Source organism: Burkholderia sp. R-40 (genome assembly GCF_049942845.1).
Taxonomy (GTDB): domain Bacteria; phylum Pseudomonadota; class Gammaproteobacteria; order Burkholderiales; family Burkholderiaceae; genus Burkholderia; species Burkholderia ambifaria.
Genome location: NZ_CP187967.1, coordinates 3260836 through 3287638, shown reverse-complemented (window position 1 = coordinate 3287638; position 26803 = coordinate 3260836). Strand labels below are relative to the sequence as shown.

Here is a 26803-nt window from a genome sequence, read left to right as displayed (position 1 = left end):
CGGAGGGCACCGCAATGGAAGCGATCTCCTACGAACGCGCCACCGACGTCGCCGCTGCCGTGCGCGCGGCGCAGCGGCCGGGCGCGGCGTTCATCGGCGGCGGCACGAACCTGCTCGACCTGATGAAGGGCGGCGTCGCACGGCCCGTCGCGCTCATCGACATCACGCGCATCGCCGGCCTCGACACGGTCGATGCACTGCCCGGCGGCGGGCTGCGCATCGGTGCGCTCGTGCGCAACAGCGACGCGGCCGACCATCCGCGCATTCGCGCCGACTATCCACTGCTGTCGCAGGCGCTGCTCGCCGGCGCGTCCGCGCAATTGCGCAACATGGCGACCGTGGGCGGCAACCTGATGCAGCGCACGCGCTGCCCGTATTTCTACGATCCGGCGTTCGCGCAATGCAACAAGCGCGCGCCGGGCAGCGGCTGCGCGGCGATCGGCGGCCACAACCGGATGCACGCGATACTCGGCGCGAGCCCGCAGTGCGTGGCAGTGAACCCGTCGGACATGAGCGTCGCGCTCGCGGCGCTCGACGCCGTCGTGCAGGTCAGCGGCCCGCACGGCGCGCGGCAGATTCCGTTCGCATCGTTTCACCGGCTGCCCGGCGATCGGCCCGATCTCGACACGACGCTCGAGCCCGGCGAACTGATCACCGCGGTCGACCTGCCGCCGCCGCGCTTCGCCGACCATGCGCACTATCTGAAGGTGCGCGACCGCGCGAGCTACGCGTTCGCGCTGGTGGCCGTGGCCGCCGCGTTGCGAATGGACGGCCCGCGCATTGCGGAGGCGCGGATCGCGCTCGGCGGCGTCGCGCACAAGCCGCTGCGCGCGACGGCCGCGGAGCGGCACCTCGCGGGGCGCGCGCCGACCGATGCCGCGCTGCATGAGGCGGCCGCGCTCGAGCTACGCGATGCGCGGCCGCTCGACGGTAACTGCTTCAAGGTCGCGCTCGCGCAGCGCGCGATCGTGCGCGCGGTGACCCTCGCCGCCGGCGCGACGGGAGGTGCCGCATGAACACGTTGACGGGACAGCCGCTCGACCGCGTCGACGGCGAACTCAAGGTGACGGGCGGCGCGCGTTACGCGGCCGAGTTTGCCGATGCGCGGCTCGCGCATGCGGTGCTCGTGACCAGCACGATTCCATCGGGACGCATCGAGTCGATCGACACGGCGCGCGCCCGCGCGATGCCTGGCGTGCTGCTCGTGATGACGCACGAGAATGCGATGCGGCTGCCGAACGGCGGCCGCCCGCCGCTGTCGCCGCCCGCCGGGCGCCGGCTCACGCTGCTGCAGGACGACGCGGTGCGCTACAGCAACGAGCCCGTCGCGGTCGTGGTCGCCGACACGCTCGAGCACGCGACCGACGCCGCGAATGCGGTGCGCGTGCGCTATCGCGCGAGCGGCGCCGCGCTCGATTTCGCACGCGAGAAGGGCGCCGCACGCGTGCCGCCGAAGCAGCAGGGGCGCGCGATGGACACGCAGCGCGGCGACGTCGACGCGGGCCTGCGCGAAGGCGCGGTGCGCATCGACGCGACCTACACGACGCCGATGCAGCATCACAACCCGATCGAGCCGCACGCGACGATGGCGCACTGGGACGGGCCGACACTCACGCTGCACGATGCGACGCAGGGCGTGTCGGGCGCGAGCACCGCGGTGGCCGCGGTCTTCGGCATCGCACCGGAACAGGTTCGCGTGATTTCACCGTTCCTCGGCGGCGGCTTCGGCTGCAAGGGATCGTCGTGGTCGCACGTGTCGCTGTGCGCGATGGCCGCGAAGCAGGTCGGTCGCCCGGTCCGGCTCGCGCTGACGCGGCCGCAGATGTTCGGCCCGGTCGGTGGCCGGCCGTTCACGGAACAGCGCGTCGTGCTGGCCGCCCGCCACGACGGCACGCTGACCGCGATGCGCCACGACTCGATCGTCACCACGTCGACCTTCGAGGACTGGACGGAGATGTGCGGGATGCCGTCGCGCATCATGTATGCGGTGCCGAACCAGGCGACCACGCACCGGATCGTGGCGCTGAACGTCGGCACGCCGACGTTCATGCGCGCGCCCGGCGAGACGCCTGGCTCGTTCGCGCTCGAATCGGCGATGGACGAACTCGCGTGGCGGCTCGGGATGGATCCGGTCGCGCTGCGGCTCGCGAATTATGCCGAGGTCGATCCGCAGGACGGCAAGCCGTGGTCGAGCAACAAGCTGCGCGAGTGCTACCGCGTCGGCGCGCAGCGCTTCGGCTGGTCGCGCCGCACCGGCGCGCCGCGCACGATGCGCGACGGCGACACGCTGATTGGCCTCGGGATGGCGGCCGCCACGTATCCGGCGAACCGCAGCGAGGCGGCCGCGCGTGCGCGCATCCTGCCGGACGGCACGGCCGAAGTGGCGTCGGGCACGCAGGACATCGGTACCGGCACCTACACGGTGATGACGCAGGTCGCCGCCGACGCGCTCGGCTTCGCGCCGCAACACGTGCGTTTCGTGCTCGGCGATTCGAGCCTGCCGCGCGCGCCGGTGTCGGGCGGCTCGCAATCGGCGGCGAGCGTCGCGCCGGCCGTGCGCGAGGCTGCACTGCAGGCGCGCGCGAAGCTGATCGCGCTGGCGATCGCCGATCCGGGCTCGCCGCTGCACGGCGCGGCCGCCGACGACGTGGCGGTCGACGACGGCTGGCTCGTGCATCGCGGCGATCCGTCGCGGCGCGATCCGGCCGCTGCGGTGATCGCGCGGGCGGGCGGCCATCCGATCGACGCGCAGGCGACGACGAAGCCGGGCGACGAGAAGTCGCGCTATGCGTCCCACTCGTTCGGCGCGGTGTTCGCGGAAGTGCACGTCGACGCCGAACTCGGCACGATCCGCGTGCCGCGCATCGTCGGCGTGTACAGCGTCGGCCGCGTGCTCAATGCGAAGACCGCGCGCAGCCAGCTGCTCGGCGGGATGGTGTGGGGGCTGGGCACCGCGCTCGAGGAAGGTTCGCATCTCGACGTGCGGCACGGTCGCTTCACGAATGCGAACCTCGCCGAATATCACGTGCCGGTGAACGCGGATATCGGCGAGTTCGACGTGACCTTCGTCGACGAGAGCGACACGCATTTCAATCCGCTCGGCATCCGTGGCATCGGCGAGATCGGGATCACCGGCGTGCCGGCCGCGATTGCCAACGCCGTCTATCACGCGACCGGCGTGCGCGTGCGCGATCTGCCGATCACGCTCGACAAGGTGACGATGCCGGCGCGGGTCTGAGCGCGTCAGCGTCGCGGCGTCCTGCGCCGCACTTCGCTGCGCAGCCAGTCGAGCCACGTGCGGATCGCCGCTTCGTGCGGATGGCCGGGGCGCCACACCACGTAGTGCGCATAGACGTCGGTCACGCGCACCGTCGACACGCGCACGAGCGTGCCGGCCGCGAGTTCGGGTTCGATCAGCGAGCGGCGCGCGAGCGCGACGCCGCGTCCTTTCAGCGCCGCGTCGATCAACGCGTTCGCATCGGTGAAGCGCGGCGCGCGCGCGGATTCGACGAGGTCGAGGCGCGCGGCCTGGAACCACGGCTCCCACGGCTGCGCGGGATGGCGCAACAGGGTCGCGCGCACGAGATCGGCCGGCGTGCGCGGCGCGATGCCGTCGCGATTGCGGTACGCGGGGCTCGCGACCGGAAAGACCGTCTCGTTCATCAGCTTCTCGGCGACGACGCCCGGCCAGGTGCCGGGCCCGTAGCGCAGCGCGACGTCGATGCGGTCGCGCTTGCGCAGCGGCGCCAGCGCCGCGTCCGGATGCAGCGCGATCGCGATGTGCGGATGCGCGGCCGCGAAGCGCGGCAGGCGCGGCGCGAGCCAGCGCTCGGCGACGCTCGGCAGCACGCTCACGTTCAGCGTGACGTCGCAGGTGCGCGGGCGGTCACGCATGGCGAGCGCCGGCTCGAACGCGCGTTCGAGCACGCTCAGGCCCTGGCGCACCTGCAGCACGAGCGCATGCGCGGCATGCGTCGGCGTGGCGCCGTTGCGCTCGCGCGTGAACAGCGGGTGGCCGAGCTGCGCTTCGAGCGCGCGGATGTGCTGGCTGACCGCGCCCTGCGTGAGCGCGAGTTCGTCGGCCGCGCGCGTGAAGCTCTGCAGCCGCACGGCGGCTTCGAACGCACGTAGCGTCTGCAGCGGGGGAAGGTGGATGCGTCGCATCACGCATTAGTAGCACTAATGCCCGAGCACGACAATTCATCGTTTGTGGCGGCCCGCCGCGCGCTCCTACACTCGGTTCCGTCTTTCAACGAGTCCACCGGGCAACGCCATCCATGAACGCATATCGTCTCTATCTTTCGCCGGGCGCGTGTTCGCTCGCCGCCCACATCGCGCTCGAGGAAACCGGCGCGCCGTTCGACGTCGAGATCGTGTCCGTGCGCGAGCGGCAGAATCTCGACGCGCGCTATCTCGCGATCAATCCGAAGGCGCGCGTGCCCGTGCTCGCGATTCCCGGCGAGCCGCGTGTGCTGACCGAAACGCCCGCGATCCTCACGTATCTCGCGCGCCGTCATCCGGACGCGCGGCTGCTGCCGCTCGACGATCCGCTGCGCGAGGCGCGCTGCCACGAATGGCTCGCATGGCTGGTCGGCTGGGTGCACGGCGTCGGCTACGGCACGCTGTGGCGGCCGGGGCGCTTCATCGGCGATCCTGCGCTGCACGGTGCGATCAGTGCGCACGGCCGCGGGCTGATCGACGCCGCGAACGCATCGATCGAAGCCGCGCTCGCCGACGGCCGCACGTGGGCCGAGCCGGGCGGCCATTCGATCGTCGATCCGTTCCTGCTGGTGCTGTATCGATGGGGCGTCGCGATCGGGCTCGACATGGCGCGGCATCCCGCGTGGACCGCGCATGCGCAGCGCGAGGCCGAGCGTCCGGCCGCGCGGCGCGCGCTGGCGCGCGAGCAGGTCTGATACGCGGCCGCGGCTGGCCGGTCGGTTGAATGGTCGCTTCGTTCGACGGTTCATTCGGATAACGAAGTTCGGACGTGTCCAATTGCCCTGTCGCGCCCACTCCATTGTAATGAGAATCATTCTCAACAATGGAGTGGAGTGAACATGAGCCGTTGCATCCAGTCGCGCGCGACGCCGCCGCGCCGTGCGAGCGCGTCCGTCGCATTCGCGATGATGACCTGTGCGGCCGCGCCCGCCTGCGCGGACGAGGGCGAGCCGCGGCATGCGCCGCACCTGAGCCCGATCTTCGTTCACGGCGAGCGCGATGCGGGTTCGCGCGTCGACCGCTCGGGCTCCGCCAAATATGCGACGCCGCTGCTCGACGTGCCGCAGACGATCACCGTCGTGCCGCGCGTGGTGCTCGACGAACAGCAGGCGCTGAGCCTGCGCGAGGCGCTGTCGAACGTCGCGGGCATCACGTTCAACGCGGGAGAGGGCGGCGGCGGTTCGGGCGACATGTTCAATATTCGCGGCTTCAGCGCGAATGCGAATATGCAGATCGACGGGCTGCGCGACAGCGCGCAGAACAATCGCAGCGACCTGTTCAACATCGAGGCGGTCGAAGTGATCAAGGGGCCGAACTCGGTGTTCGGCGGCGCGGGCACGACGGGCGGCTCGGTGAACCTCGTCAGCAAGACGCCGAAGGCCGGCGCGTCCACGGAGGCCGGCACGATGCTCGGCACGTCGGGCTACCGCCGCGTGACGCTCGATGCGAATCGGCCGCTGCCCGGCACCGACGATCGGGCAGCGTTCCGCCTGAACGCGATGGCGCACGTCAACGAAGTGCCGGGCCGCGACGACATCCGCAAGCGGCGCTGGGGTGTCGCGCCGTCGCTCGCGTTCGGTCTCGGCACGCCGACGCGCGTCACGCTCGGCTATTTTCACCAGTACGACAACAACCTGCCCGACTACGGGCTGCCGGCGCACAACGGCCAGGTGCTGGCCGGCGTGTCGCGCGACAGCTATTTCGGCTGGCGCAATCTCGATCGCGAGCGCATCACGTCGGACGCGTTCACCGTGAAGGCCGAACACGACGTGTCGTCCGGCCTGAAGGTGCAGAACCTGAGCCGCTATGCGCACCTGAATCGCGACACCGTGATTTCCGCGTCGCACGTGAACCTGCAGGGGCTGCCGCCCGGGCGCTACAAGCCGGCCGGGCCGCAGGGCTACGGCCGCGATGCGTCGACCACGATGTGGGCGAACCAGACGAACATCACGAGCGAGTTCGCGACGCTCGGGATCGGGCACACGCTCGTCACCGGCTTCGAGATCTCGCGGGAAACGTACGGCCGCACGACCTATTCGTACGGGCTCAACCGCTTCTATCCGGCCGACGGTTTCGCGCTCGCCGCGCCGCCGGGCATCTGGCAAGGGCCCGCGCGGCGCCAGGACAGCGCGCGCAACGACACGGCGCTCATCGTGAAGGCGCTGTACGCGTTCGACACGATCTCGCTCGGCCGTCATTGGGACGTCGACGTCGGGCTGCGGCACGACTGGATCGACGGCTGGGCGGAAAGTACGCCGGCCGGCAAACCGACCGAGCGCGCGGACAGCAACGACCGTCATCTGAGCACGCGCGCGGCCCTCGTGTTCAAACCGACCGATAACGGCCGCGCGTATTTCGCCTATGGCACGTCGTTCAACCCGTCCGCCGAATTTCTCGTGACCACCGGGTCCGGCGTGAGCGCGGCGACCGGCGCGCTCGCCCCCGAGAAAAACGAGAGCTTCGAGCTCGGCGCGAAATGGGAAGGGCTCGCGGGCATCGCGCTGAACGGCGCGCTGTTCCAGACCGAAAAGAACAACGCGCGCGAACGAATGGCCGACGGCAGCTACGCGCTCGTGGGCCGGCAGCGCGTGCGCGGTGTCGAACTCGGTGCCGCCGGCAAGGTGACGCCGCGCTGGGACCTGTTCGCGAACTACACGTATCTGGCGAGCGTCACGCTCAGTTCGCCGGCCACGCCGCGCCGCGAGGGCCAGGCGCTCGGCAACACGCCGCGGCACGCGTTCAACGTGTGGACGACCTATCGGTTGCCGGCGGGCTGGACGATGGGCTACGGCTCGCACTTCGTCGGCCGGCGCAACGTGACGTCGCAAGGCGACGGCAAACTCGGTGCGTACTGGGTGCACAGCCTGATGGCCGGCTACGAGGTGAGCCGCCGGCTGCGCTTCCAGCTGAACGTCGACAACCTGTTCGATCGTGCGTATGTCGAACGCGTGCGGCAGGTGTCGGGGAGCGAATCGCGATCGTCCGCGGTCGAGCTCGGCGACGGCCGCTCGGCGATGCTGTCGGCCGTGTACACGTTCTGAAGGTCCGTGCGGGTTCGGCAAGCCGGCGCCGCGCCGGCCCCCACTAGCGGGAAAACAGCGGGTACGTCGCGCCAGCGATCAGCGCGGCGGCGAGCCAGACCACGCTCCACGAACTGACGGCGAGCAGCCGCGGAATCGCGAGCGGCGTGGCGAACAGCCCGAGATAGACGATCGTGTTCGCCATCCCGAGCGCGGTGCCCGCATGGTTCGCGCCCGCGAGCGTCGCGAGTTCGGTGTACGCGACGCCGTGCCATGCCGACACGCAGATGCCGGCGAACACGAGAATCGCGACGATCGCGGCGAGCGGCACGTGCGGGCTGCCGGCGGTGGCCGCCGCGAGCAGCGCGAACGATCCGGCCGCGACGCACACCGACCCGCGCAGATACGCGCGCCGGTTGCCGTGCCGGTCGGTATGACGCCCGCTCCAGACGCGCATCACCATCGCGCCGACCTGCAGCGCGACCATCGCCGCGCTGATGCCGGCGAGGCCGAGCCGGCCGAAATCGTGCAGGAACACGGTCGCGAACGTGAGCACCGCGAACTGCGGCGCACACAGCGCGCCGATGCCGAGCACGATGCGCCACACGCGGCCGCTCGCGAGCGGGCTGCGCGCGGCTGCGGCCGGCGGTTGCTGCGTGGCGGGGCGGTGCGCGGTGGGGCCGTGTGCGGCGCCCGGCGCGTGGGGCGGTTCGTGCAGCCAGCGCCACGTCAGCGCGGCCGATCCGGCACACAGCAGCATCAGCGCGCCGTACACCGCGGCGAAGCCGGCATGCGACGCGAGCGACGGCAGCAGCGCCGCGCCGACGCCGCCGCCGAGCGGCACGGCCGTCTGGCGGATGCTCATCGCGAGCCCGCGTTCGCGCTCGCCGAACCAGCGCATCACCGCGCGTCCGCTCGAGCCGTTCACGCTGCCGCCGAGCAGGCCGACGCAGCACATCGCCGCGACGACGCGCATCAGCGGCGGCACCGTGTGCGCGCTCGGGACGATCGTGATCACCATCAGCGCCAGCATCGCGGCCGTCGCGACGAGGCCGGTGAGCAACACGCGGCGGTCGCCGAAACGGTCGGCGGCGATTCCCCACGGCAGCTCCGACAGCGCGACGCCGAAGCCGAGCGCGCCGAGCACGAGGCCGAGCGCGCCGTTGTCGAGGTGGTAGGCCGAGCGCATCCACACGGCGGTGGTCGGAATGCCGGCCGCGGCGGCGGAAAAGCTCATGTTCGCGGCGACGCCGGCCGCGAGCACGCGCCAGCGATGGGCCGGGCCCCGCGCGTCGTGCGCGGGCGAGGACTGGGAAGCGAGGCAGGAGGTATCCATGACGACAGAGCCCGTTCGGAAATTGACATCGCCAGTGTGGCGACCTACATTCATCCTGAAAATCGGAAAGTTTTTGATGAATCGTTCGATAAAACGGGATGGTTGACATGTCCGGACAAGACAATGCTTCTGACGCGGCGTCGCTCGCGGCACCCGATGCCACGCTGGCCCGGCCGAACTTCGACGTCGCGGCGTTGCGCAGCCTGGTGGCGGGCGTGGATCTCGGCAGCTTCGCGAAGGCTGCCGATCGCGTCGCGCGTTCGTCGTCAGCGGTGAGCGCGCAGATCCGCAAGCTCGAGGAGCAGGCCGGCACGCCGCTGTTCGTGAAGGCCGGGCGCGGGCTCGCGCTGACCGACGCCGGCGACGCGATGCTGCGCTATGCGCGGCGGATGATCGAACTGAACGACGAAGCGGCCGCGGCCGTGCGCGGCGTGAATCTCGACGGCTGGGTGCGGGTCGGCCTGCAGGAGGATTTCGGCGAGGCGATCCTGCCGGACGTGCTCGGGCGTTTCGCGCGTGCGCATCCGAAGGTGAGGATCGAGGCGCGCGTCGCGCGCAACGCCGAGCTGCTCGAGCGGCTCGACGCGAACCAGCTCGATCTCGCGCTGGTGTGGGGCGACCCGGCGTCGGCGACGCTCGTGTCGCGCGCGGGCATCGACAGCGACGCGATCGCGCAGGTGCCGATGCAGTGGATCGCGGCGGTGGGCGCGGCGGGCTTCGGCATGCCGGACGGTGGCGGCCCGGCGGATGCGGCCGACGACGGCGACGCGAGTCTGCGTGTGATGCGCGAGTCGGGCGAGCCGTTGCCGCTCGTCGTGTTCGACCGGCCGTGCCGGTTCTTCGGCGCGGCGACCGACGCGCTCGACCGCGCGGGCGTGCCGTGGCGCGTCGCGTTCACGACGCCGAGCCTGGCCGGGCTGTGGGCCGCGGCGGCAGCCGGCCTCGGGCTGACGGTGCGCTCGCATTATGGGCTGCCCGCGTCGGTGCGCGTGCTCGACGCGGCGTCGTTCGGGCTGCCGGAACTGCCGAGCCTGCCGCTGATGCTGCTGCGGCGCACGTCGTCGGCGACGCCGACCGTCGAGCGGCTCGCGCGGATCGTCACGCAGGCGGTGCGGGACGCGACGCAGGCAGAGGTGGCGATGCTTGCGGCGTAACGGAACGTTCCGAAGCAGCGGCTCGGTATGCGTCGGCACGCCTCTGCCGATCGGCCGAATGGAGCGATCAGGCGAACGGGACTACAGTGATGGACACCTGAAACGGAGGTCATCATGCAAGACGCGAACCTGCCTAACGGCATTGCGATCGGTCCATCGCAGCAAGGCGACGTATCGAGCCCGGCTGACGATACTCACGTCGATCCAGTCGGGTCGGCAAAGTTGCCCATTCGCTTCGGCGTTCTACAAGGTCAGGCGTGGATCGCGGATGATTTCGACGCACCGTTGCCGGCGTATCTGCTGGATGCGTTCGAGGGACGCTGATGCGCCTGTTGCTCGATACGCACATCTTCTTGTGGATCGTGACCAACGACCCGAAGCTTGGCGCGCGGGCGCGCAAGCTGAACTGATCTCGGGCGCGGATGAGCGCTTCGTCAGCAGCGCCCATTGTCCGAGCCGCGCGTCGCGCCGCGGCCTATGCGACGGCGCTGTCCGGCGCGATTACCCCGAGCGCGGCGAGAATTCCGGCCAGCCTCCCCCGCAACCCGTCGCTCGCCGGCACGAACGGCAGCCGCAAGCCGTCCTCGCACCACCCCTGCGCGGCCAGCACCGCCTTCACCGGGGCCGGATTCGGCTCCGCGAACAGCGCCGCGACCAGCGGCTGCAGCGCGACCGACAACTCGCGCGCGTCGGCGAGCCGGCCGTCGCGAAGCAGCGCATGGATGCGCACGTGCGATTCGGGCAGCACATGCGCGCTGCTCGCGATCGCGCCATGCGCGCCGGCGCACAGCGCGGCGAAGTTCTGGTTGTCGTCGCCGGAAAGGATCGCGAGCGGCGTGTCGTGCACGAGCCGGCTCATCCGCTCGAGCGTGCCGCCGCATTCCTTGATCCCCGCGACGCGCGGGTCGCGCGCGAGCGCCTGCAGCGTCTCCAGTTCGACGTTCACGCCGGTGCGGTACGGGATGTTGTAGACGAGGATGGGCAGGTCGGCCGCGTCGACGATCACTTCGACGTGGCGGCGGATGCCGTCCTGCGTCGGCCGAACGTAGACGGGCGGCGTGACGAGCAGCCCGTCGGGCCGCAGCGCGGCGAGCTCGCGTGCGCGGGCGGCCGCGAAGTGCGTCGCGCTCGCGGTGAGCCCGACGACGACCGGCAGATCGGGCACCGCGTCGCGCAGCGTCGCGAACACGGCGTCCTGCTCGCGCGCGTCGAGCAGCACGCCTTCACCGGTCGTCGCGCCCGCGACGAAACCCGCGATACCGGCGGCAGCATAGTGGCGCGCGAGTCGCGCGAGCGCGCCGTGGTCGACCTCGCCGTTATGGAACGGCGTGATGATGGGCAGCCAGATACCTTCGAAACGTGTGTGCATGCAAAGCCTCATGGTGGAAACGGAGTGGGAAGGAACCGTTCCGCCGGCGATGTGCCGGAGCGAGGCGTGCGAGCAAGGAAAAGAAACGACCTGCGGGCATCCCGTCCGGCATTCGCCTGACGGGACGCGACGTCCCCGTCAGTCGAGGAGTCGTTTTTTCAGTTTCAGCCCGGCCGCGCGCGCACCTGCCGCGATGGCGGCAAGGATCGACGACGAGCGCAGGGCAGCGGACATGGATGAACCGTGAAAAGGGCTGAGCGGCGATCTTAACATCGGATCCGGCGCGCACGCGAGCGTGCGTGCGCCGGTTAGCAGAATTCGAGATTTGCTTTCCACGACAGATTGGAAGGCGCGCGACGCCCGGCCGCTAGAATGCCCGCTTACGTTTCGATGACAGCGCGCACGCGTGTCGTCACGCACCTTCAACACCACTGGAAACGGGGCATATCACGATGGCAAGCATCAAGGGGATCGGTCGCTGGCTGCACACGGGCACCGCGGCGGCGCTGGTCGTGGCGGCAACGGCCGCGCACGCGGACACGTCGATCCTGAACGTGTCGTACGACGTGACGCGCGAGCTGTACAAGGACATCAACTCGGGCTTCGCCGCCGCGTACAAGCAGCAGACCGGCGAAACCGTGACGATCAAGCAGTCGCACGGCGCGTCGAGCGCGCAGGCGCTGTCGGTCCTGCAGGGGCTGCAGGCCGATGTCGTGACGATGAACCAGCCGAACGACATCGACCTGCTCGCCGAGCGCGGCCAGTTGCTGCCGAAGGACTGGCGCGCGCGCTTCCCCGACAGCAGCTCGCCGTACTCGACGACGATGGTGTTCCTCGTGCGCAAGGGCAACCCGAAGGCGATCAGGGACTGGAGCGACCTCGCGAAGCCGGGCGTGCAGGTGGTCATCGCGAACCCGAAGACGTCCGGCAACGGCCGCTACGCGTATCTCGCCGCGTGGGGCTACCAGAAGCAGAAGGGTGCGACCGATCAGCAGGCGCTCGACTTCGAGAAGGCGATCTTCCGCAATGTACCGGTGCTCGACTCGGGCGGCCGCGGCGCGACGACGACCTTCACGCAGCGCGGCATCGGCGACGTGCTCGTCACGTTCGAGAACGAAGTCGCGCTGATGGACACGGGCGCGTCGGGGGCGGAATTCGATCCCGTGTACCCGTCGGCGAGCATCCTGGCGGAGCCGCCCGTCGCCGTCGTCGACAAGGTCGCCGACAAGAAAGGCACGCGCAAGATCGCGCAGGCGTATCTCGACTTCCTGTACACGCCGCAGGCGCAGGAGATCATCGCGCAGCACCATCTGCGCCCGCGCGACGCGAACGTGCTGAAGAAGCATGCGGCCGAGTTCAAGCCGCTGAAGACGTTCAGCGTCGAGCAGGTTTTCGGCAGCTGGGCGAACGCGCAGAAAACCCACTTCGCCGACGGCGGCACGTTCGATCGCGTGATCGTCGACCGCAAGTAGGCGGCACGCCGCACGCCGCGCGCGTGCCGGCAGGATGACCGTGCAGCCGGCCGCCGATGCGGCCGGCTTTTTTTTCGCGCCGGCGCGCGCAAGGCCACTGCGCATCGCTCGCGCCGCACGCGCCAGGCCGCCGCGTATCGCCCCGCATCGCTGCGCATTCCCCGCCGCCGCCCCGCGTGCTACGCTCATCGCCTTCTTGCTTCCGGCCTCGCGCGATGAACGTCGATTCGTCCTCCCCAGCTTCCCGCGGCCGTGGCCGCAAGCTCTGGTCCGGCACCCGCCCCGTTGTCGCATACGGGATGCCGCCGCTTGGCTGGCGCGACCTCTATCACCGTGCGCTGACGGTGAGCTGGCCCGTATTCTTCCTGTCGCTCGCAATATTGTTCCTGCTGCTCAACGGCGGCTTCGCGGCGCTCTACCTGCTTGGCCACGACGCGATCGCGAACCAGTCGCCGGCTGGCTTCGTCGGCGCGTTCTTTTTCAGCGTCGAGACGCTCGCGACGGTCGGCTATGGCGACATGCATCCGCAGAGCGTCTACGCGCACGTGGTCTCGACCTTCGAAATCTTCATCGGGATGTCGGGCATCGCGCTGGCGACCGGGCTCGTGTTCGCGCGGTTTTCGCGGCCGCAGGCGAAGATCCTGTTCGCGCGGCTGGCGATCGTGCGCCCGCTGAACGGGCGGATGACGCTGATGGTGCGTGCCGCGAATGCGCGCCAGAACGTGATCGCCGAAGCGCAGGCGAAGCTGCGGCTGATGCGCGTCGAGGGGACGCACGAGGGTTACACGCTGCGCAAGATCCACGACCTGCCGCTCGTGCGCAGCGAGCATCCGATCTTCCTGCTCGGCTGGAACCTGATGCACGTGATCGACGAAACGAGCCCGCTGTTCGGCGAGACGGCCGAATCGCTCGCCGCGCGTGACGCGACGCTGCTGATCACGATCGAGGGCTCCGACGAGACGACCGCGCAGGTCATGCAGGCGCGCTACTCGTGGACGCATGCGGACATCCGCTGGCGTCACCGCTATGTCGACCTGATGCATGACGAAGACGGCATCACGCATATCGACTACACGCATTTTCACGAGGTCGTGCCGGTCGACGCCGAGAGCGACGAACGCGGTTCGCCGGGCGTGATCGAGAGCGGCCCGGCGGCGCAGGTGTCCGGGCCCGCTGGATGACGTTGGCGACCGGCGCTAACGGGCGCCGGTGCGCGGATGCGGCCGCCGCCACCGCCGCCACCGACCGCGCGCCGCGCGCACGCGTCACGGATGCAGCAGACGTGCGGCTTCGCGCTGTTCGACCGCCACCGCGCGGCGGTGGCCGTCGCGGTCCTCGGCGCGTGTGACGTAGTCGCCGAGCACGCCTTCGTGCGGCAGCAGGTGCGCGTCGAACGCGATCTTCAGTGTGCTGGCGAGCAGCAGGTCGGCTGCGGTGAAGCGGTCGCCGACGAGCCAGCGGCTGTGAGCGAGCGTTTGCGCGAGCGCACGTTGCACCCGCGTGATGTTGCCCCAGCCGAACGCGACCGGATTGCTCGACGCGCCGGTGAATTTCTCGGCCATCGCCGGTTCGAGGCAGGTGGGCGTGAAGAACATCCACTGCAGGAAGCGGCCGCGCAGCGGATCGTCGGGCGCGATGCCGAGCCCGGCGCCGGGGCAGCGATCGGCGAGATAGAGCAGCACCGCGCCCGATTCGGCGAACGGCTCGCTGCCGTCGTCGAGCGCGGGCAGCTTGGCCATCGGATTGACCTGGACGAACGCGTCGCTGCCCTGCTCGTGCGAACGCAGGTCGATCGGCACGAGCTCGTAGACGGCGCCGATTTCCTCCAGCATCCACAGCGCCCGGAATGCCCGGGTTTTGGGCCAGTAGTAGAGCTTCATCGCGCCTCCGCTTTTGGATGTGCGTGTGGTTCGGGGGATGCTCAAGCGTACCCGAGCGGGAGAGGTTCGGACAGGGGCGGGCGGTGCGTCGCGCGTGTTCGAACGGTTGGGAATGGGCGGCGAATCTCCCGCCGAGCCCCGTTCGGCGGTAGTTCATGATCTAACTAGTCATAGATTAACTAGTTATGAATTGACGAAAGAGTGCGCGCTGAAACGAGTGCGACTACAGTGTTCTGCCGACCTTGCAGCAGCGTCGGCGCACGGGCCGCATGAGCTTGGACGCGGGTCGTCGACGGGCCGCGAAACGCGGAAGCCCAGTCGTCTCGCGCGGGTCGCCTGAATCGTCGAATTCAAGGCCACGGAATCGCATGCGCAGCATGCCGGTTCGATCGCACACGGAGAACAGCAACGAATGGCGAACGACGATCGCACCACGATCATTCCCCGGCGCACGCCGGAATCGGCCGCGATGCGTGCCGAGCTTGCGCGAACGATGGCAATCACCGCCCGGCTCAACCGTCTGACGTTCGATGACGCGCCCGAAGTCCGCACCTTGTTCGGAGAACTGATCGGCAAGCCGCTGGACGACGGCTTCATGCTGATCCCGCCGTTCTACGCGACGGGCGGTGCCGACACACGAATCGGCCGCAACGTGTTCGTCAACCAGAACTGCACCTTCTATGACCTCGGCGGCCTCGACATCGGCGACGACGTGATGATCGGGCCGAACGTCAGCCTCATCACGTCGGGCCATCCGGTCGAGCCGTCCCGCCGGCGCGACTTCGTCGTCGCGCGGCCGATCGTGATCGGGAACAACGTGTGGATTGGCGCGGGCGCGACGATCATCGGCGGTGTGACGGTCGGGGAGAATTCGGTGGTCGGCGCGGGTTCCGTTGTGACGCGCGACGTTCCGCCGAATATGCTGGTCGGCGGAAACCCGGCGCGGATCATTCGCGCGATTGCCGAGTGACGGGGGGGCTTCGGGCCGCGCCCACGGCGGCGCGCATGTGGACAACCGGCCCTTCCGGCCACTCGAAACGCTGTGGATGCGAAAGGTGAGTGTGTAGCCAGAGGCAGAATCGGCGGGGCTTCCCGGCACTTGACACCGACTGCGGGCAGGTGCATGAGCCGACGTTGCCGATGCGCGGGCCGCACATTCCTGCGTTGCATCGGTTGTGGATATCCAGGCATCCAAATCACTCGGCACGCTGTGCTTTTCATCGGTGAGCATGACCGCATGCGGTCGGATGCGTGATGCAGGGTGTGGACAACCGCGGCCCCGAACGACGAAAAATTCTGTGCTTTCGAAGGGTGAGCGTCGGCGGCCGATTGCGCGTGAGGCTTGCCTGGTACGGACTTCCGCGAGTCGCGCGGGTGTTCGCGCGAGAATTCGGGGCGCTGCGCATTCTAACGGCACGCGCGGATTGGCGATAGATCCGGACCCGTATCGCGGTGTGGATATCTCGCAGCCGAATTCACTCGAAGCGCTGTATATTTCAATGGTGAGGGTCGGTGACCGATTGCGCGTGAGGCTTGCCTGGTGCGGACTTCCAGGCGTCGCGCGGGTGTCGCGCGAGATTTGGGGGCGCCGCGCATTCTAACGGCACGCGCGGATCGGCGATAGATCCGGACCCGTATCGCGGTGTGGATATCTCGCAGCCGAATTCACTCGAAGCGCTGTGTATTTCAATGGTGAGCGTCGGTGACCGATTGCGCGTGAGGCTTGCCCGGTGAGGACCTCCGCGAGTCGCGTGGGTGTCGCGCGAGATTCGGGGGCGCCGCGCATTCTAACGGCACGCGCGGATTGGTGATAGATCCGGACCCGTATCACGGTGCGGATATCTCGCAGCCGAATTCACTCGAAGCGCTGTGTATTTCAATGGTGAGCGTCGGCGGCAGATCGAGCCGCGTGCCCGTTTCCGATCGTCGACACGGTTTCGAGGGTCGCGCATTCTAACCGCACTCGGGATCGCGCGTGCCGTTCGCGTCTATGCGCCGCGATGTGGATAGCTGGCCGCGGAAGCCAGTCGACGTGCTGTGTATTTAAGCGGTGAGGGCGCGTATATGCGGCTCTGCCGTGTCTGCGCGAATCCGGATCCCCGGTGCGCAGAGTGGTTGCGGGCGCGGCTGTTCGCGCCGAAGCGGCGCCTTCGCGCGACAGAACGGCCACGCTCACCGTTGAATTTCACAGCGTCTCGACTGGTCCTGGGTTGGGCTGTCCACACCCGAATCAGCGCCCTCGTTCGATCCTCGCGCCGCCGCTCACCAATGGAATTCACAGTGTTTGGCGTCGTCGCGGATCGAGCGATTCGCACCCGAATCGGCGTACTCGTTTGATTGTCTGTCGTCACTCACCGTCGAAATTCACAGTGTTGCGAGTCGTCGCGGAACGAGCTGTCCACACCCGAATCGACACCCTCGTTCGAGCGCGCGCCGTCACTCACCATCGAAATTCACAGTGTTGCGAGTCGTCGCGGAACGAGCTGTCCGCACCCGAATCGACACCCTTGTTCGAGCGCGTGCCGTCACTCACCATCGAAATTCACAGTGTTTCGAGTCGTCGCGAAGCGGGCTGTCCACACTCGAATCGGCACCGTTGTTCGAGCTCTGCCGATGCTCACCGTCGAAATTCACAGCGTTTGGAGTCGTCGCGGAACGAGCTGCCCACACCCGAATCGGCATCCTCATTCGAGCGTGTGCCATCACTCACCGTCGAAATTCACAGCGTTTAGAGTCTCCGCGGGCGGCGATATCCACACCCGTACCGGCCGTCTCGTTCGACTGCCCAACGGCTTGCACCAAGGCCGGACGGACATGTGGATATCCTGCAGCCGAATCGACTCACGACCCTGTGCATCCGGACGGTGAGGGCGACCATCGCAGCGGCGAAGCAGGGATGCGGCGGCGTGGATATCTGCTGCCGGCATCGACTCGTCGCGCTGTGGATTTCGACGGTGAGCATCGGCATCCGCCCGAGCGGCGAACAAATCGAGGTGTGGACATCCGGCACCCGGCGCGACTCGAAACCCTGTGCGATCGAACGGTGAGCGCGATCACCAACTCGGCCGATAGCCCCGGCATTGTGGACATCCCGAGCCCGCAACCAATCCGAACGCTGTGCATTCCATCGGTGAGCACGCCGCCGTTTCCTGCCCAAACCCTTATCGCACGGGCCGCGAGCGCCCGCGGCCGCGCCCGCGCCCTGCGTCCCGCTCGCCCCCGCCATTTCGACGCAAGCGCCCACCCACCCCGACCGCCCCCCGACGGCCGCCCCACCACCCCGCGCGAAAACTCTCTCAATTCCCGCCCGAAACCTGCGCAGTTTTTCTCACTTCGGCACCCGCCGAGCAAGATGAGAAAAAACTTTCTCGCGTCCGCGCGAAAAAATAGAGCCATCCAGCCACCTCCGGCCGGCGTCGCCCGACGCCCCGGTGCGCGGCCCAGAACAGCACAATCAGGAGACATCCCCCATGACCGCCCGCCTGCCCGTCGACGGTACGCCCGCTCTATCCGACTATCGTCTGACCGACAACCTGACCGCCACGCGCGGCCGGATCTTCCTCACCGGCACGCAGGCGCTGGTCCGCCTGTTGCTGATGCAGCGCGCATCCGACGCCGCGCAGGGGCTCAACACGGCCGGCTTCGTCAGCGGCTACCGCGGCTCGCCGCTCGGGATGGTCGACCAGCAGCTGTGGAAGGCGCAGAAGCTGCTCGACGGTAGCGGCGTGCGCTTCCTGCCCGCGATCAACGAGGAACTCGGCGGCACCGCGGTGCTCGGCACGCAGCGCGTCGAGGCCGACCCGGAGCGCACCGTCGATGGCGTGTACGCGATGTGGTACGGCAAGGGCCCCGGCGTCGACCGCGCCGGCGACGCGCTCAAGCACGGCAACGCATATGGTTCGTCGCCGCACGGCGGCGTGCTGGTGGTGGCGGGCGACGACCATGGCTGCGTGTCGTCGTCGATGCCGCACCAGAGCGACTTCGCGATGATCGCGTGGCACATGCCGGTCGTGAACCCGTCGAACATCGCCGACATGCTCGAGTTCGGCCTGTACGGCTGGGCGCTGTCGCGCTATTCGGGCGCATGGGTCGGCTTCAAGGCGATCTCGGAGACGGTCGAGTCCGGCTCGACCGTCGATCTCGACGCGCTGCAGACGCAATGGCCGGCGCCGGCGGGCTTCACGCCGCCGGCGGGCGGCCTGCACAACCGCTGGCCCGACCTGCCGAGCCTCACGATCGAGGCGCGCCTCGCCGCGAAGCTCGACGCGGTGCGCCACTTCGCACGCACCAACAGCATCGACAAGTGGATCGCGCCGAGCGCGCAGGCGAACGTCGGCATCGTCACCTGCGGCAAGGCGCACCTCGACCTGATGGAAGCGCTGCGCCGTCTCGACCTGACGGTGGCCGATCTCGACGCGGCCGGCGTGCGGATCTACAAGGTCGGCCTGTCGTATCCGCTCGAGATGACGCGCATCGAGACCTTCGTCGACGGGCTCGCCGAAGTACTGGTGATCGAGGAGAAGGGCCCCGTCATCGAGCAGCAGATCAAGGACTACCTGTACAACCGCGCGGACGGCGCCCGCCCGCGCGTGCTCGGCAAGCACGATGCGCAGGGGGCCTGCCTGTTGTCCGAACTCGGCGAGCTGCGGCCGTCGCGGATCCTGCCGGTGTTCGCCGAATGGCTCGCGCGGCACAAGCCGGCGCTCGATCGCCGTGAACGCGTCGTCGATCTCGTCGCGCCGCGGATCCTGTCGAACGAAGCGGACGCAGTGAAGCGCACGCCGTACTTCTGCTCGGGCTGCCCGCACAACACGTCGACGAAGGTGCCGGAAGGCTCGATCGCGCAGGCCGGCATCGGCTGCCACTTCATGGCGTCGTGGATGGAGCGCGACACGACGGGCCTGATCCAGATGGGCGGCGAGGGCGTCGACTGGGCCGCGCACGCGATGTTCACCAACACGAAGCACGTGTTCCAGAACCTCGGCGACGGCACCTACTTCCACTCGGGCATCCTCGCGATCCGCCAGGCGGTCGCCGCGAAGGCGAACATCACGTACAAGATCCTCTACAACGACGCGGTCGCGATGACGGGCGGCCAGCCGGTCGACGGCAGCATCTCGGTGCCGCAGATCGCGCGGCAGGTCGAGGCGGAAGGCGTGTCGCGCTTCGTCGTCGTGTCCGACGAACCGGAGAAGTACGACGGCCATCACGGGCAGTTCCCGGCCGGCACGACGTTCCATCACCGCAGCGAGCTCGACACGGTGCAGCGCGAGCTGCGCGAGACGCCGGGCGTCACCGTGCTGATCTACGACCAGACCTGTGCGGCCGAGAAGCGTCGCCGCCGCAAGAAGGGCGAGTTCCCCGACCCGGACAAGCGCCTGTTCATCAACGACGCGGTGTGCGAAGGCTGCGGCGACTGCGGCGTGCAGTCGAACTGCCTGTCGGTCGAGCCGCTCGAGACGCCGCTCGGCCGCAAGCGCCGCATCGACCAGTCGTCGTGCAACAAGGACTACTCGTGCGTGAACGGCTTCTGCCCGAGCTTCGTGACGGTCGAAGGCGCGGCACTGAAGAAGGCCGCGGGCGCGGCGTTCGACGAGGCGGCGCTCGCCGCGCGCGTCGACGCGCTGCCGGTGCCGGCGACGCATCTCGACGCGGCGCCGTTCGACATGCTCGTGACGGGCGTGGGCGGCACGGGCGTCGTGACGGTCGGCGCGCTGATCAGCATGGCCGCGCATCTCGAAGGCAAGAGCGCATCGGTGCTCGACTTCATGGGCTTCGCGCAAAAGGGCGGCTCGGTGCTGTCGTTCGTGCGGATCGCGTCGAGCGACAAATGGCTGAACCAGGTGCGCATCGACACGCAGCAAGCCGACGTGCTGCTCGCGTGCGACATGGTCGTCGGCGCGAGTGCCGAGGCGCTGCAGACGGTGCGCCACGAGCGCTCGCGGATCGTCGTCAACACGCATCGGATTCCGAACGCGTCGTTCGTGCAGAATCCCGACGCGAACCTGCACGCGGATGCGCTGCTCGAGAAGATGCGTCACGCGGCCGGCGACGGCTACCTGTCGAGCTGCGACGCGCAGGCGCTCGCCGCGAAATTTCTCGGCGACTCGATCGGCGCGAACATCCTGATGCTCGGCTACGCGTGGCAGCTCGGCCTCGTGCCGGTGTCGCTCGCCGCGATGATGCGCGCGATCGAACTGAACAACGTCGCGGTGCCGATGAACAAGCTCGCGTTCTCGATCGGCCGGATGGCGGCCGGCGACGCGGCGGGCCTCGACGCATTGTGGAACGCGCGTCACACGGTGGCCGCGCAGGCCGCGCCGGAGACGCTCGCCGAACTGATCGCCGATCGCGAAGCGCGCCTCGACGCATACGGCGGCGCGCGTTACGTCGAGCGCTACCGTGCGCTCGTGAACGCGGCGCGCGCGAAGGGTGACGACGCGCTGACGCGTGCGGTCGCGACGACGTTCTACCGGCTGCTCGCGGTGAAGGACGAATACGAGGTCGCGCGGCTGTATGCGGACGGCGCGTTCCGCACGGCGCTCGAAGCGCAGTTCGAAGGCGTGCCGGGGCAGGACTATCGCGTGAAGTTCAACCTGGCGCCGCCGACGGTCGCGAAGGCCGGACGCGACGGCAGCGCGCCGAAGAAGCGCGTGTTCGGCCAGTGGATGTGGCCGGTGTTCGGCATGCTGGCGCGCGTGCGCAGCCTGCGCGGCACGTGGCTCGATCCGTTCGGCCGCACGGCCGAGCGCAGGATGGAGCGCGCGCTCGCGGACGACTACGAGACGACGCTCACGCGCGCGCTTGCCGCGCTGACCGCTGGCAATGCCGCGCAGGTCGCGCAGCTGGCCGACCTGCACGCCCGCGTGCGCGGCTTCGGTCATGTGAAGGTCCGCAACCTCGCCGGTGTGAAGCGTGCGGAGCGCGAGCTCGCGCTGCAGCTCGGCATCGACGCGGCGACGAGCGCGGCCGTGCAGCACGCGCTCGACGAGATGAAGGGCGCGGGGATGCTGAAGGGCATTCCGGTCGTCGTCGCGAAGTAATGCGAACGCGCGGCGCGGGGAATCGCTGCGGGGACCGGGGAACGACGCGCCCGCGCGCCTGAAGGCGCATTCCGGTCGTCGTCGTGAAGTAAGGCGAACGCGCGGCGCGGTGATTCGTTGCGGGGCATCGGGAACGACGCGCCCGCGCGACAGCTGGCGGGGCGCCGCGGGCAGGCGGGCGAGTGGATGCGCAGGCCGCCCGCCTGCCGCCCTGCACCCGCGCCGCCTACGCGCCTTACGCGACGCGATTGCCTGCGATGCAGCGCGAGTAATAAGCGAGGCTGCGTTTCGGCAGGCGTTGCTGCGTTGCCGGGTCGACGTGGATCAGCCCGAATTTCTTCGCGAAGCCGCTGGACCACTCCCAACTATCCATTCCGGCCCAGTAGAACAGCCCGCCGAGGCGCACGCCCTGCCGATACGCGTCGTGCGCGGCGTTCAGGTAGCTCGCGAGGTAGTCGATACGCGGGCCGTCGTCGACGACGCCGCCGCTCGGCGCGGGCTCGGCGATCGCGAACCCGGTCTCGGTGACGAGGATGCGCGGCGCGCCGTAGTCGCGGTGGACGCGCAGCAGCATCTCGGACATCCCGTACGGCTCCACCGGATATCCCAGCGTCTGGGTTTCGTTCGCCGGGCTCGCGGCCAGCGTGAAGCCCGTGCCGTTGGCGCCGGCCTTCACGTAGAAGCAGTTGTAATACTGCACGCCGAGAAAATCCGGGTTCGCCGCGATCGTCGCCATGTCGCCTGGCTGGACGAGCGGCGCCAGCGCCGCCTGCAGCTCGGCCGGATAGCCCTTGCCGTACAGCGGGTCGAGAAACGCGCGATGCCAGATCGCGTCGAACTGCGCGGCGGCGGCCTGATCGGCGGCCGCATTCGTGGCCGCATGCACCGGCCGCCCGCTGATCGTGGTGCCGACCTGCGCCGCGCCCCGCACGTTCGAACGCACGGCCTGGAACATCAGCCCCTGCGCGAGGTTCTGATGGTGGATCGCGGCGAACATCGCCCCCATGGACTGCGCGCGCGGCGGCGACGCGCCGTAAGCGTAGCCGGACAGCGCGACGCCGTTGGGCTCGTTCAGCATCATCCAGTGCTTGACCCGGTCGCCGAGCCGGCGCGACACCTGCTGCGCGTAGTCGGCCAGCCGGTACGCGATGTCACGGTCGCGAAAATCGCCGGCCCACACCGGAATGTCCCAGTGAAACAGCGTCAGATAGGGCGTGAGGTGCCGCTCCAGCATCGCGTCGACCATGCGATCGTAGGTGGCGAGGCCGGCTTCACTCGCCGCGCCGGGGCCGTCCGGCTGCACGCGCGGCCACGCGGTCGAGAACCGGAACGCCTGGACGCCCGCGTTCGCGAGCAGCGAGAGGTCGCCCGGGTAGCGTTTCTCGAATTCGATGCAGCGGGCATTCGTCGAGCCGTCGGCGATCGTGCCGGGCTGGTCGGCGAACACGTCCCAGTTGCTGCGCCCGCGGCCGTCGCGGCTTTCGATTTGCGGCGCCGCGGTGGCGACGCCCCACACGAAGTCGTCGGCGAAGCGGGCGGAGGCGTCGGAGTCGATCGAATCGCCGCCGCAGGCGGACAGCATGCCGCTGCCGAGCATGGCGGTGCCTTGCGCCAGGAATCGTCGGCGGCTCTGAAGCGAGATGGGTTTGATCATGGGCTTACTCGTTGTGCGGCGATTGGCATCCGCGTTTTTGATTAGGATTGCGATTAAAGAGGCATGAGGCGCGGCGAAGTGCGCGCGCGCCGGATCAATGCGTCCGGCCCTCGACGTTCGCGGAAGACACATGGGATGAGCGGGCCGGAGGGAATTGCCAGGCCCGGCATGCATGCGGGCGCCGGTATCGTGACGGCCCGCAACAGATAATAAGGACGTCTCGTTTAATTTTTTTGAATATGCCGCCGGGGCTTCTAGAGGGAGGCGTCTAGTCCCGCGTTGCATGCGACGGGCGTCGCAGCAGGCCGCTGCGCGGCCCCATCGTCAGACGATGCCTTTCTTGCGCGTCGACAGCGCCGTTTCCGACAGGTCGATCTCGCGAATCAGCTTCGTCAGCGTCTCGTCGGAAATCTTGCTTTCGCCGCGCAGCCGGTACAGCACCGAGCGTTCCGCGCGCACTGCCGCGATCCGCATCTGCAGTTCCATCGTCTCGGTCTGCTTCGCTTCCGCGCGCGGCGTCGGGCCGTCCTCGGCGAGTGCGGCCAGGCGCCGGCGGTACTGATCCATCACGCGCGCGGAGATGTCCGCGCAGCGTGCCGCGCCCGATTCGTCGAGATCGGCCGAGATCGCGTCGTGCGACGAGTCGATCGCGCGAATCGCGGCCTGTGCGGCGGCCGCGCGCGCGGTGCGTTCCTCGTCGGCGAGCGGGTTGCGCGTCGAGCGCACGCCGCGCAGCAGCAGCGGCAGCCCGATCACCGCGACGATCAGCGAGCCGAGTATCACCGCCGACGCGACGAAGATCGCGGTGTCCCGCCCCGGCAGCGGTGCGCCGTCGGACAGCGCGACGGGGATCGACAGCACGCCCGCGAGCGTGACCGCGCCGCGCACGCCGCCGACCGTCATCACCGCGATCGTGCGGATGCCGGCCATCGTGCCCGCGAGGCCGTGACGCGCGGCGCGGCGGCTCGCGATCCAGCGCAGCAGCCAGACCCACAGGAAGCGGATCGCATACAGCGCGAGCATCATCGCGCACACGTTGAAGATCATCCGGCCGACGAGCGCGTCGCTCGTGTGGTGCGCGTCGACGAGCGCGCGGCCGATGATGTGCGGCAACTGCAGCCCGAGCATGATGAACACCATGCCGTTGAACACGAACTCGATCATCGCCCACGTGCTTTCGGCACGCACGCGCGACGCGACGGTGCTTTTGCGGGAGAAGCTCGTGTAGTTCATCATCATCCCGGCCGACACGGCCGCGAGCACGCCCGACAGGTCGAGGTGCTCGGCGAACAGATAGGCGGCGAACGGCACGAGCAGCGTCATCACGATGCCGGGGGCCGGGTCGCCTTCCTGCTCGGCGTTCAGGAAGCGCGTCGACAGCGCGCTGAACAGCCACGCGACGACCGCGCCCGTCGCCAGGCCGCCGGCGGCGACGATCACGAACGTGATCGATGCCTCGCGCAGCGAGAACACGCCCGTGAGCGCGGCCGCGACCGCGAACTTCAGCGCGACGAGGCCCGACGCGTCGTTCATCAGCGCCTCGCCTTCGAGGATGTGCATCAGTTGCGGCGGAATCCGGCCTCGGCCGGCGATGCCCGACAGCGCGACCGCGTCGGTGGGCGACAGCACGGCCGCGAGTGCGAACGCGATCGGCAGCGGCAACTCGGGTATCAGCCAGTGCGCGAAGTAGCCGACTGCGAGTACGGTCATGAACACGAGCCCGAACGCGAGCATCAGGATCGCGCGGCGCTGCAGGTACAGCTCGCGTTTCGGAATCCGCCAGCCGTCCGCGAACAGCAGCGGCGGAATGAACAGCAGCATGAAGATTTCGGGATCGAACGTGACGTGCAGGTTGAGCTTCGGCCACGCGAGCATCGCGCCGAACGCGATCTGCATCAGCGGCAGCGGAAGCCGCAACGGCAGCACGCGTGTGGCCGCGCCGGACAGCGCGACGGTGAGCAGCAGAATCAGGACAGTGAAGACGATTTCCATCGATACGGCAATTGTGGAGAATGAAACGACCGGACGGAGTTTAGCGTGACGACGTGACGGGTGCGTTCGAGTGCGCCGGTGCGCTTGCACGCAAACGGTGCATCCGGCCCGCGCCACACTGGTGCGGCGGCGCCGCACGCAGGCGTGGCGCGCGTGTTCAGCCCTTGCACGAAGCTTGCTTGATGCTTGCGTACCGTCCGGCACCGGCCGGACAACCGAGGATTCGACCATGACATTGCGCGCGCCATCTCGAACCACCGCCGCGTTCGGCTGCACCGCCAGGAGGAAGCCATGACGATCGTGCAGCAGGAGCGCCCGGCCACCGCGTCGCCGTATCGTTTCGAGCGGGAGATGAGCTCCGGCCTCGAACGCCTGGCGACGCGTCACCGCGACCTGTCGCTCACGACCGTGTTCCAGCCGATCTTCAGCTTGTCGCACCAGCGTGCGGTGGGCTACGAGGCGCTGTTGCGCGCGCATGACGCGCTCGACCGCGCGGTGTCGCCGCTCGACGTGTTCGGCGAGGCCGCGCGCCAGGGCGAGCTGCTGCAGCTCGACCGGCTCGCGCAGGCGCTGCATCTCGAGAACTTCGCGCTGCTCGGCGCCGAGCGCGAGTGGCTGTTCCTCAACGTGCATCCGGGCGTGCTCACCGATCCGTTCCAGGCCGCCGCGCTGCTCGCGAACCTGAAGCGGATGGGCATGCCGCCGCGTCGCGTCGTGCTCGAAGTGCTCGAGCAGCGCGCGGAAGACGTCGAGCGGCTCGCCGACGCCGTGCGCGAATTCCGCGCGCAGGGCTTCCTGATCGCGCTCGACGATTTCGGCGCCGGCCACTCGAACCTCGAGCGGATCTGGCAGCTGAACCCCGACATCGTGAAGCTCGACCGGATCATGCTGTCCCACGCGGCGCACCGCACGGGGCTCACCGCGATCCTGCACGGGCTCGTCACGCTGCTGCACGAGGCCGGCAAGCTGGTGCTCGTCGAAGGGATCGAGACCGAGCACGACGCGCAGATCGCGCTGTCGTGCGAGGCCGATTTCGTGCAGGGCTATTACTTCGGCCGCCCGGCGCCCGGGCTGCCCGACAGCGCGGCGGCGACCGGCTGCATCGGCGAGCTGACCGAGCGCTTTCGTGCGCAGACCGAAGCGCGCGAGCGGCGCGACGCGCAGCGGCTCGCGCCATACCTGCGCGCGTTCGAGCGCGCGGCCGAGCGGGTGGCGGCCGGCGAGCCGCTCGACGAGGTGTGCTGGAACTTCCTCGCGCTCGACGCTGCCGCGCGCTGCTTCCTGCTCGACGCGCGGGGCCGCCAGGCAGGTCGTAACGTCGTGTTGCGCGCGGACCGCGCGCTCGCCGAGGCGCGCTTCTCGCCGCTGTCGGATGCGCAGGGCGCAAACTGGCTGCGCCGGCCGTACTTCCGCACGGCGATCGCCGAGCCCGGACGCGTGCAGGTGACGCGCCCGTACCTGTCGATCAACGAGGCGCAGCCGTGCGTGACGCTGTCGGTGGCCGTGCGCATCGGCGACGCGCAGCACGTGCTGTGCGGCGATATCGACTGGGTCGACGAGGAGGTCGGCGGCGCGTAGCGCGGGCGGTGAGGCGAGCGTCGCGCTGGCGCGGTTCACGCCGCTCGGCTAGGATGCGCGAATTGTCCTGACGATTCGCGAGCC

The 26803-nt window shown here is 69.2% G+C and carries 18 protein-coding genes; 12 read left to right on the top strand and 6 right to left on the bottom strand.

Annotation, left to right across the window (positions count from 1 at the left end):
* Positions 1-14 precede the first annotated feature (14 nt).
* Positions 15-1016: an FAD binding domain-containing protein gene (locus ACP26O_RS15170; protein WP_175665678.1), complete on the top strand. Its 1002-nt coding sequence runs from the start codon at positions 15-17 to the stop codon at positions 1014-1016.
* Entirely contained in the window at positions 1013-3238 is a 2226-nt protein-coding gene (locus tag ACP26O_RS15165; RefSeq protein ID WP_175665677.1) for a xanthine dehydrogenase family protein molybdopterin-binding subunit, read from the top strand. Before ACP26O_RS15170 ends, ACP26O_RS15165 begins: the two co-directional genes overlap by 4 nt.
* Before the next feature lie 5 nt (positions 3239-3243).
* Here the strand turns inward: ACP26O_RS15165 and ACP26O_RS15160 are convergent, their stop codons facing one another.
* A complete protein-coding gene (locus tag ACP26O_RS15160; RefSeq protein ID WP_175665676.1) occupies positions 3244-4164 on the bottom strand; it encodes a LysR substrate-binding domain-containing protein in 921 nt (306 codons plus the stop codon).
* Between the two features lie 113 nt (positions 4165-4277).
* Between ACP26O_RS15160 and ACP26O_RS15155 the strand changes: the two genes are divergently transcribed.
* Both ACP26O_RS15155 and ACP26O_RS15150 read left to right on the top strand, forming a co-directional pair.
* Complete coding sequence (locus ACP26O_RS15155; RefSeq protein ID WP_175665675.1) at positions 4278-4916, top strand: glutathione S-transferase family protein; 639 nt, start codon at positions 4278-4280, stop codon at positions 4914-4916.
* Positions 4917-5060: 144 nt separating this feature from the next.
* Positions 5061-7262 (top strand): TonB-dependent receptor, encoded by a 2202-nt coding sequence (locus ACP26O_RS15150; RefSeq protein WP_175665674.1) that lies wholly within the window; start codon positions 5061-5063, stop codon positions 7260-7262.
* Positions 7263-7305: 43 nt separating this feature from the next.
* Here the strand turns inward: ACP26O_RS15150 and ACP26O_RS15145 are convergent, their stop codons facing one another.
* Positions 7306-8577 carry an MFS transporter gene (locus tag ACP26O_RS15145; protein WP_175665673.1) on the bottom strand — a complete coding sequence of 424 codons (1272 nt, stop codon included), beginning with the start codon at positions 8575-8577 and terminating at the stop codon, positions 7306-7308.
* Between the two features lie 107 nt (positions 8578-8684).
* Between ACP26O_RS15145 and ACP26O_RS15140 the strand changes: the two genes are divergently transcribed.
* Complete coding sequence (locus ACP26O_RS15140; protein ID WP_175665672.1) at positions 8685-9731, top strand: LysR substrate-binding domain-containing protein; 1047 nt, start codon at positions 8685-8687, stop codon at positions 9729-9731.
* Positions 9732-9845: 114 nt separating this feature from the next.
* Positions 9846-10055: a hypothetical protein gene (locus tag ACP26O_RS15135; RefSeq protein WP_175665671.1), complete on the top strand. Its 210-nt coding sequence runs from the start codon at positions 9846-9848 to the stop codon at positions 10053-10055.
* Positions 10056-10206: 151 nt separating this feature from the next.
* Here ACP26O_RS15135 and dapA read toward each other — a convergent pair whose 3' ends face one another.
* Positions 10207-11100 carry a 4-hydroxy-tetrahydrodipicolinate synthase gene (gene dapA / locus ACP26O_RS15130; protein ID WP_175665670.1) on the bottom strand — a complete coding sequence of 298 codons (894 nt, stop codon included), beginning with the start codon at positions 11098-11100 and terminating at the stop codon, positions 10207-10209.
* Positions 11101-11552: 452 nt separating this feature from the next.
* On the opposite strand from dapA, the gene ACP26O_RS15125 reads away from it, so the two are divergent.
* Together ACP26O_RS15125 and ACP26O_RS15120 are read left to right on the top strand one after the other, a co-directional pair.
* Complete coding sequence (locus tag ACP26O_RS15125) at positions 11553-12572, top strand: sulfate ABC transporter substrate-binding protein (protein ID WP_175665668.1); 1020 nt, start codon at positions 11553-11555, stop codon at positions 12570-12572.
* A gap of 215 nt (positions 12573-12787) precedes the next feature.
* Positions 12788-13753, top strand: coding sequence for an ion channel (locus ACP26O_RS15120; RefSeq protein WP_175665667.1), 966 nt, complete (start codon positions 12788-12790; stop codon positions 13751-13753).
* Between the two features lie 84 nt (positions 13754-13837).
* On the opposite strand, the gene ACP26O_RS15115 is transcribed toward ACP26O_RS15120, so the two are convergent.
* Positions 13838-14452, bottom strand: a complete 615-nt coding sequence (locus ACP26O_RS15115; RefSeq protein WP_166725561.1) for a glutathione S-transferase family protein — start codon at positions 14450-14452, stop codon at positions 13838-13840.
* Positions 14453-14864: 412 nt separating this feature from the next.
* On the opposite strand from ACP26O_RS15115, the gene ACP26O_RS15110 reads away from it, so the two are divergent.
* From ACP26O_RS15110 to ACP26O_RS15100, 3 genes are all read left to right on the top strand, one after another.
* Positions 14865-15422 carry a sugar O-acetyltransferase gene (locus tag ACP26O_RS15110; protein WP_175665666.1) on the top strand — a complete coding sequence of 186 codons (558 nt, stop codon included), beginning with the start codon at positions 14865-14867 and terminating at the stop codon, positions 15420-15422.
* 1846 nt (positions 15423-17268) lie between these two features.
* Positions 17269-17499: a hypothetical protein gene (locus ACP26O_RS15105; protein WP_175665665.1), complete on the top strand. Its 231-nt coding sequence runs from the start codon at positions 17269-17271 to the stop codon at positions 17497-17499.
* A gap of 423 nt (positions 17500-17922) precedes the next feature.
* Positions 17923-21495 (top strand): indolepyruvate ferredoxin oxidoreductase family protein, encoded by a 3573-nt coding sequence (locus tag ACP26O_RS15100; protein ID WP_175665664.1) that lies wholly within the window; start codon positions 17923-17925, stop codon positions 21493-21495.
* 235 nt (positions 21496-21730) lie between these two features.
* Here ACP26O_RS15100 and ACP26O_RS15095 read toward each other — a convergent pair whose 3' ends face one another.
* On the bottom strand, positions 21731-23149 hold the full coding sequence (locus tag ACP26O_RS15095) for a glycoside hydrolase family 1 protein (RefSeq protein WP_244099035.1): 1419 nt from the start codon (positions 23147-23149) through the stop codon (positions 21731-21733).
* A 324-nt stretch (positions 23150-23473) separates the two neighbouring features.
* Positions 23474-25141 (bottom strand): Na+/H+ antiporter, encoded by a 1668-nt coding sequence (locus ACP26O_RS15090; RefSeq protein WP_175665663.1) that lies wholly within the window; start codon positions 25139-25141, stop codon positions 23474-23476.
* A gap of 291 nt (positions 25142-25432) precedes the next feature.
* Here ACP26O_RS15090 and ACP26O_RS15085 point away from each other — a divergent pair, with 291 nt between their 5' ends.
* On the top strand, positions 25433-26719 hold the full coding sequence (locus tag ACP26O_RS15085) for a sensor domain-containing phosphodiesterase (protein ID WP_175665662.1): 1287 nt from the start codon (positions 25433-25435) through the stop codon (positions 26717-26719).
* Positions 26720-26803: the final 84 nt, after the last annotated feature.

Coding starts and splice junctions, on each gene's coding strand:
- ACP26O_RS15115 (WP_166725561.1), bottom strand. CDS start 14,452: ATGAAGCTCTACTACTGGCCCAAAACCCGGGCATTCCGGGCGCTGTGG.
- ACP26O_RS15140 (WP_175665672.1), top strand. CDS start 8,685: ATGTCCGGACAAGACAATGCTTCTGACGCGGCGTCGCTCGCGGCACCC.
- ACP26O_RS15135 (WP_175665671.1), top strand. CDS start 9,846: ATGCAAGACGCGAACCTGCCTAACGGCATTGCGATCGGTCCATCGCAG.
- ACP26O_RS15090 (WP_175665663.1), bottom strand. CDS start 25,141: ATGGAAATCGTCTTCACTGTCCTGATTCTGCTGCTCACCGTCGCGCTG.
- ACP26O_RS15110 (WP_175665666.1), top strand. CDS start 14,865: ATGGCGAACGACGATCGCACCACGATCATTCCCCGGCGCACGCCGGAA.
- dapA (WP_175665670.1), bottom strand. CDS start 11,100: ATGCACACACGTTTCGAAGGTATCTGGCTGCCCATCATCACGCCGTTC.
- ACP26O_RS15095 (WP_244099035.1), bottom strand. CDS start 23,149: ATGATCAAACCCATCTCGCTTCAGAGCCGCCGACGATTCCTGGCGCAA.
- ACP26O_RS15100 (WP_175665664.1), top strand. CDS start 17,923: ATGACCGCCCGCCTGCCCGTCGACGGTACGCCCGCTCTATCCGACTAT.
- ACP26O_RS15155 (WP_175665675.1), top strand. CDS start 4,278: ATGAACGCATATCGTCTCTATCTTTCGCCGGGCGCGTGTTCGCTCGCC.
- ACP26O_RS15085 (WP_175665662.1), top strand. CDS start 25,433: ATGACGATCGTGCAGCAGGAGCGCCCGGCCACCGCGTCGCCGTATCGT.
- ACP26O_RS15145 (WP_175665673.1), bottom strand. CDS start 8,577: ATGGATACCTCCTGCCTCGCTTCCCAGTCCTCGCCCGCGCACGACGCG.
- ACP26O_RS15170 (WP_175665678.1), top strand. CDS start 15: ATGGAAGCGATCTCCTACGAACGCGCCACCGACGTCGCCGCTGCCGTG.
- ACP26O_RS15125 (WP_175665668.1), top strand. CDS start 11,553: ATGGCAAGCATCAAGGGGATCGGTCGCTGGCTGCACACGGGCACCGCG.
- ACP26O_RS15160 (WP_175665676.1), bottom strand. CDS start 4,164: ATGCGACGCATCCACCTTCCCCCGCTGCAGACGCTACGTGCGTTCGAA.
- ACP26O_RS15165 (WP_175665677.1), top strand. CDS start 1,013: ATGAACACGTTGACGGGACAGCCGCTCGACCGCGTCGACGGCGAACTC.
- ACP26O_RS15150 (WP_175665674.1), top strand. CDS start 5,061: ATGAGCCGTTGCATCCAGTCGCGCGCGACGCCGCCGCGCCGTGCGAGC.
- ACP26O_RS15120 (WP_175665667.1), top strand. CDS start 12,788: ATGAACGTCGATTCGTCCTCCCCAGCTTCCCGCGGCCGTGGCCGCAAG.